Raw genomic sequence first — 5,729 nt, forward strand, 5'->3', positions numbered from 1 at the left:
AACCAAAGGGTTTTGGAAAAATCTTCGGCTGGAAAAAAAATTCCGAAAAATTTAATGTCTTGGAATTGTAGCGCATCCGATGTCTCCTCAACCCAACGCCTATTTAAGTGTGCTAACGCATACTTTGTTAGGGTTAGTACTTACTTTTTTTAAGATTTTGGCAAAAGGCATGCAGAAGGCTAAAAACAGCCTTATTGACCCAAAGAAAGTTGGGACTGTCAGATGATAGGAATGCGCCAGGGAAGGGCAGTTGCCTGATTTGCAGCAAGTTGAAGGCAAGGGGTGCCGCTGCCGGTAGGGGCTGCTCAGACGGCCATAGCCGGCTGGGGAGCAGGCTTGTATTTGGGAATGGTAAACCGGAAGGTACTACCCTTTCCTTCCTGGCTTTCTACACTGATCATGCCCCCGCTACGCTCCACAAATTCTTTGCAGAGCATAAGGCCCAGGCCGGTGCCCGATTCATTGGCGGTGCCGGGGGTGGAGTATTTGTGCTCGATCTTGAAGAGCTTGGCCAGTACAGCAGGGCTCATGCCCACGCCACTGTCGCGCACGGCTACTTCTATGGCATCTTTCCACTCGTTTACCTCTACCTCTACACTGCCTCCTTTTTCGGTAAACTTAAGGGCATTGCTGATGAGGTTGCGCAGCACGGTATTCATCTGGTTCTTGTCGGCAAAGCCTTTCAGGTTGGCCGGCACCCGGGTGTGCAGGGTGATCTCCTTGTTTTCGGCCGTGCGCTGCAGCAGCTCGGCATTGGCATAGACAAGCTCCCGCACATCCAGAGGCTCTACTTTAATGTCGAGGTTGCCGCTTTGAGAGCGGGACCACTCCAGCAGGTTGTTGAGCAGGCTCAGCAGGTTTTTGATGGACTTGTCCAAGTCGGTGGCCAGCATCTTGATCTCGTCTTTGCTCAGGGCATCGGTATGGTTAATGAGCAGGCCGGCAAAGGAAGTAAGGGAGTTGAGGGGCCCCTTGAGGTCATGGCTGATGATGGAGAAGAACTTGTCTTTGGTGGCATTGAGCTCCTGCAGCTCGCCATTCTGGCGGTTGATGTGCTCATTAACACTTTTTAGCTGCTGGTTGCTGCGGCGGTGGTTGCGGAACAGGTACAGCACCAGGGTAAAGATTACGCTCAGGAGCACCAGCAGTATGATCAGGAAGTTGCGGAAGTTGGCCTGCTCCTGCAGGGCCAGGTCCCGGATCTGCTTGTCTTTTTTCAGAACGGCAATTTCGCTTTCCTTCTGCTCAATCTCAAAACGGTTTTGCAGCTCGGCCATGCGGCGCTCGCTTTCCTCGCCATAGATAAAGTCGCTGATGGCAATGAACTGGTCTTTGTAATGCAGGGCCTGCTCGTAATTTTTCAGGGCGGCGTAGCAGTTGTAGAGATACTCATAGCTATCGCGCATTACCTTTTTGTTGTTGAACTGCTCGCCCAGGCTAAGGGCCAGTTTTAGCTGGTTGATGGCCTGCGCAAAATCTTTCTTCTCAATGTAGATGGCGCCCATCTGGTTTAGGGCCCGGGCGGTGCCATCGGTATCACCGATCTGATCATAGAGTTGGTAGGCGCTGTTCACCTGTACCAGTGCTTTGTCATAATCGGTTTTTAAGAGATAAATCTTACCTAGGGCCATATAACAAATTGCCTGCCCCTCCAGGTCCTGCATGTTCTGGCGCAGGGCCAGGGCGATGTGCTGCATTTCCAGGGCAAGGTCCAGGTTGCCTACCTGGGTATAGGTAATGGCCAGATAATAGTTGCTGGCGGCAATGCCGGGATTATACTCGTTATTCTTGCTGATGCGCAGCGCTTTCTTGTGGTATTCGATCGATTTCTGATCGCTGCCCAGGGCGGTGTACACTACCCCTATTTTGTTAAAGATCTTTACCACCTCAGGATAGAGCGAGAGGCTTTCGGCCATGGCCAGGGCCTGCATGTAATGCTCAATGGCCTTGTAGCTGTTGCCTACTTCAAAATAGATATCGCCAATGAGGTGCAGGGTCTCGGCCTGCTCCTGCTTATATTCCCGCTCTTCGGTGATCTTCAGCGCTTTGTAGCAGTAATCCAGGGCCGATTCATAATCGGAGAGCAGGTAGCGAAGGGCATTGCCGGTAGCGCGCAGGGCAATGGCTTCGGAGCGGGCATCGTTAAGGCGGCGGGCCAGGGTAAGGGCCTGCTTGCTGCGGGCCAGGGCCAGATCGGCCTGCTTGTCCAGGTACTGTTCTGAAAGGGTAAGCAGGATCTGGAGCTTCTGTTGTTCATCGGCCAGGATCAGGCGTACCTCCAGGCTATCGGCCGGCAGCACATCCTGTGCGGACTGGGCAGCAAGGGGCCCGGACAGCAGGCAAGCCAGCAGCCAGAAAACGCCCGTAAGTGTGCGCAGCGCATAAAGCCGAAAGTGCGGGTTAGCCAACACGTAAACCTTTAGATGAGACTGCAATATCTTTATTCTGTTCTAATTAATCCGCTGCATCTTGCGGGTTAAACTTACATAGTAGGGTAAGGGGTGTTTGGTGCAGCCAGCCAACATATTTTACAGCTGAAAGAAGAGGGCCCCTTTTCTTTTGATGCCTATTTCCTTACCTTTGCTATCTGCCCCAACGCCCCATAGCGTATAGTCGAAGCAGAATAAAATTCGTTTATAAATTGTTAAGATAGGGAGAAACGGTTTTGGTAACAGAATCGTTCTTTTATTTTTAATTGTACTGTCTATGTCACAGGTATCGTATTACACCAAAGAAGGATTAGAACGGCTTAGGGCCGAACTCCATGAGCTGAAGACGAAAGGCCGGGCCGATATGGCGCGCCAGATTGCCGAGGCGCGGGATAAAGGAGATTTGAGCGAAAACGCTGAGTACGATGCCGCCAAAGATGCCCAGGGCCTGCTGGAGCTGAAGATCAACAAGCTGGAGGCCATAGTAGCCAATGCCCGGGAAATAGACGAAAGCCAGCTGGATACCTCCAAGGTATCGATCCTGTCCAAGGTAAAGATCCGCAACAAAAAGAACAGCATGACCATGACCTACACCCTGGTGTCGGAGGAGGAAGCGGATCTGAAGAGCAACCGCATTTCCATCAAGTCGCCCATTGGCCAGGGCCTTATGGGCAAGAAGGTGGGCGAAACGGCCGTGGTGAAAGCCCCTGCCGGTACCATGGAGTTTGAAGTTCTGGAGATCAGCCTGTAAGCCCTTTTTGCCATGAGCTCAATTTTTTCAAAGATCATCAATCGGGACATTCCCGCCCATATTGTGGCCGAAGATGAGCAGCACCTGGCCTTTCTGGACATCAACCCGGTGGCCATGGGCCATGTACTGGTGATCCCCAAAAAGGAAGTGGATTATGTGTTTGATCTGGAGGATGCGGCCCTGAGCAAGCTGCACCTGTTTGCCAAAAAAGTGGCAGTAGCCCTCAAACAGGCCGTTCCCTGCCGCCGGGTAGGGGTGGCCATTATTGGCCTGGAAGTACCCCATGCCCATGTGCACCTGGTGCCCCTGCAGAGCATGAACGATATCAACTTCACCAAGCCCAAGCTCTCGCCCGGCAAGGCCGAGCTGGAGCAGATTGCCGAACGCATCAAGCGCTACCTGCCCCAGGCCTAAGGGCTTGCAGATAGCATAGCAGAAAAGCAGCCCCCGGGCTGTTTTTTTTGTTAACGGCTGTTGCCGGGTACACGGCTACCTAGAGTGAGGTGGCTGCATGGAGCAGCAGCAACAGAAAAAGAAGAATGAGGGGTGAGATACGCTTCATGCCTGTACACCAGTTTAGGTAAAACGTAAAGCGAGGGTGCAGTGAGATGCACCGCAGAGGGTATACGAAAATGTTGGTCAGGCGATGCGTTCCGGATTCTGTTTCAGGAACGAAGACCAGCTCTTATTGCCCCGTATGTTGTTGCCCTTCTGGTAGTGGTGCGTAATGGCTACGGCCAGGGCGTCGGTGGCATCCAGCAGCTTGGGGATCTCCTCAAAGTGCAGAATATCTTTCAGCATATGGGCCACCTGTTCTTTAGAGGCATTGCCATTGCCGGTAACACACTGCTTGATCTTTTTTGGGGCATACTCGGTGATGGGGATCTGCCGGCTGAGGGCAGCGGCCATGGCAACGCCCTGCGCCCGGCCCAGCTTAAGCATGGACTGGATATTCTTGCCAAAGAAGGGAGCTTCCAGGGCCACCTCATCGGGATGGTACTCCTCTATGATGCTAATGACTCTGTCGAAGATTTTCTTTAGTTTCAGCTCGTGCTCCTTATATTTGCTCAGGTGGATCACCCCAAACTGCAGCAGTTCCAGGCGATTTCCCTTTGACAAAATAATGCCATAGCCCATGACAGTGGTGCCGGGATCAAGGCCAAGAATGATGTTTTCGGTTTTCTGCTGCACAGGCTTTATCTCAGATATGCAAGTTAGTTCGCTTTCCCCGCTTAAAAAAACAAGCCTGGCCAAAAAGCTTACAGTAGCTGCTAAGCTCCTGCTCTTTGTGGGAATCCTCTTATTTCTGCTGGCCAAGCTCTGGCAGCACGAGGCCAGCTGGCACAGCATGCTGGCGCAACTGGCCCGGGGCTGGCACAGTCCGGCCAATGGCTGGGTAGGCCTGGCCCTGCTGCTGGTGCCCCTCAACTGGCTGTTGGAGGCCTTAAAATGGCAGGTGCTTGTACGGCGAATACAAGCGGCCAGCCTGGGCAGCAGTTGCCAGGCAGTGCTGGCAGGGCTGAGCCTGGGCCTGCTTACCCCCCGCAGCCTGGGCGATTATGCCGGGCGGCTGCTGGTGCATGGCAGCCAGCACAAGGTACGCATGCTAGGGGTGGTGCTGCTTAACCGGCTGGTGCAGTCCCTTAGTACGTTTTTAGGCGGTCTGCTGGGCATACTTATACTTATAGTAACGCTGGGCCTATGGCAAAGCCAGGAGCTGGTCTGGCTGCTGCTGCCCAGCCTGCTGGGGCTGCTGGCCCTGCTGGGGCTTATGGGGCCCTTGCGCCAGCGGCTGCTTCTGCGCCTGCAGCAATGGGTGGGGGAGAAGTGGCTGCGCTGGCTGACCCCCTTAACAGAATATAGTGTGCGGGAGCTGCTGCTGGTCAATGCCTGGGGGCTGCTGCGCTATGGAGTATTCAGTTTTCAGTTTGTCTGCCTGCTCTGGTGGGCGGGCATTGTCCTGCCCCTGGGGCTGCTGCTGGCAGGGGTAGCGGCTACCTTTCTGATCAAGACCCTGGTGCCGGCCTTTAACCTGCTGAGTGACCTGGGGGTGCGGGAGTTTTCGGCCCTGCTGATCTTTTCCCTGCTGGAGCAGCCCCAGGCCGAGGTGGTGGCCGCCAGCCTGCTGCTTTGGTTCCTGAACATTTGCCTGCCCTCGCTGGCTGGGCTGGGGGTGGTGCTGCAACTGAGGCGAAAACTTGCGCTTAGCGAATGACAGCTGCCTGGCTACTTCTGTTGCTGGTAGGGGCCTATGCCGCCGGGCTGGCCTACCTGCGCTGGCACTGGCTGCGGCCCCAGGCCCGGGGGGGTGCTCCTGAGGGCGCACTACCAGCGTCTCCCTTCATCAGCCTGCTGGTAGTGGTGCGCAATGAGGCCGCCAACCTGCCCCTGCTCTTTGATGGCCTGCGCCGGCAAGATCTTTCTCCCGAGGCCTTTGAGCTCCACCTGGTAGATGATGCCAGTACCGACCCTACCTACGCACTGGCCGAGGCTTTTGCAGCCGAAGCCCCCTTTGCCATGCAGCTGCACCGCCTGGGGCCGCATCTGGC

The 5,729-nt window shown here is 54.8% G+C and carries 6 protein-coding genes; 4 read left to right on the top strand and 2 right to left on the bottom strand.

Annotated elements, in window-relative coordinates:
- Positions 1-305: 305 nt before the first annotated feature.
- Entirely contained in the window at positions 306-2,411 is a 2,106-nt protein-coding gene (locus ADICEAN_RS20030; protein WP_009197493.1) for a tetratricopeptide repeat-containing sensor histidine kinase, read from the bottom strand.
- A 295-nt stretch (positions 2,412-2,706) separates the two neighbouring features.
- Here ADICEAN_RS20030 and greA point away from each other — a divergent pair, with 295 nt between their 5' ends.
- The gene (gene greA / locus ADICEAN_RS20035; RefSeq protein ID WP_009197494.1) at positions 2,707-3,180 is read left to right on the top strand and encodes a transcription elongation factor GreA; all 474 of its coding nucleotides are present in this window, start codon (positions 2,707-2,709) and stop codon (positions 3,178-3,180) included.
- Between the two features lie 12 nt (positions 3,181-3,192).
- Positions 3,193-3,594 carry an HIT family protein gene (locus ADICEAN_RS20040; RefSeq protein WP_009197495.1) on the top strand — a complete coding sequence of 134 codons (402 nt, stop codon included), beginning with the start codon at positions 3,193-3,195 and terminating at the stop codon, positions 3,592-3,594.
- A 225-nt stretch (positions 3,595-3,819) separates the two neighbouring features.
- Here the strand turns inward: ADICEAN_RS20040 and ruvC are convergent, their stop codons facing one another.
- Positions 3,820-4,371 (bottom strand): crossover junction endodeoxyribonuclease RuvC, encoded by a 552-nt coding sequence (gene ruvC, locus ADICEAN_RS20045; RefSeq protein ID WP_009197496.1) that lies wholly within the window; start codon positions 4,369-4,371, stop codon positions 3,820-3,822.
- A 97-nt stretch (positions 4,372-4,468) separates the two neighbouring features.
- On the opposite strand from ruvC, the gene ADICEAN_RS20050 reads away from it, so the two are divergent.
- Positions 4,469-5,395: a lysylphosphatidylglycerol synthase domain-containing protein gene (locus tag ADICEAN_RS20050; RefSeq protein ID WP_161622744.1), complete on the top strand. Its 927-nt coding sequence runs from the start codon at positions 4,469-4,471 to the stop codon at positions 5,393-5,395.
- Positions 5,392-5,729 (top strand): glycosyltransferase (locus ADICEAN_RS20055; RefSeq protein WP_040398486.1); only part of this gene is annotated, 338 nt, incomplete at its 3' end. The genes ADICEAN_RS20050 and ADICEAN_RS20055, both read left to right, overlap by 4 nt.

The sequence above is a fragment of the Cesiribacter andamanensis AMV16 genome (genome assembly GCF_000348925.1).
GTDB classification, from domain to species: domain Bacteria; phylum Bacteroidota; class Bacteroidia; order Cytophagales; family Cyclobacteriaceae; genus Cesiribacter; species Cesiribacter andamanensis.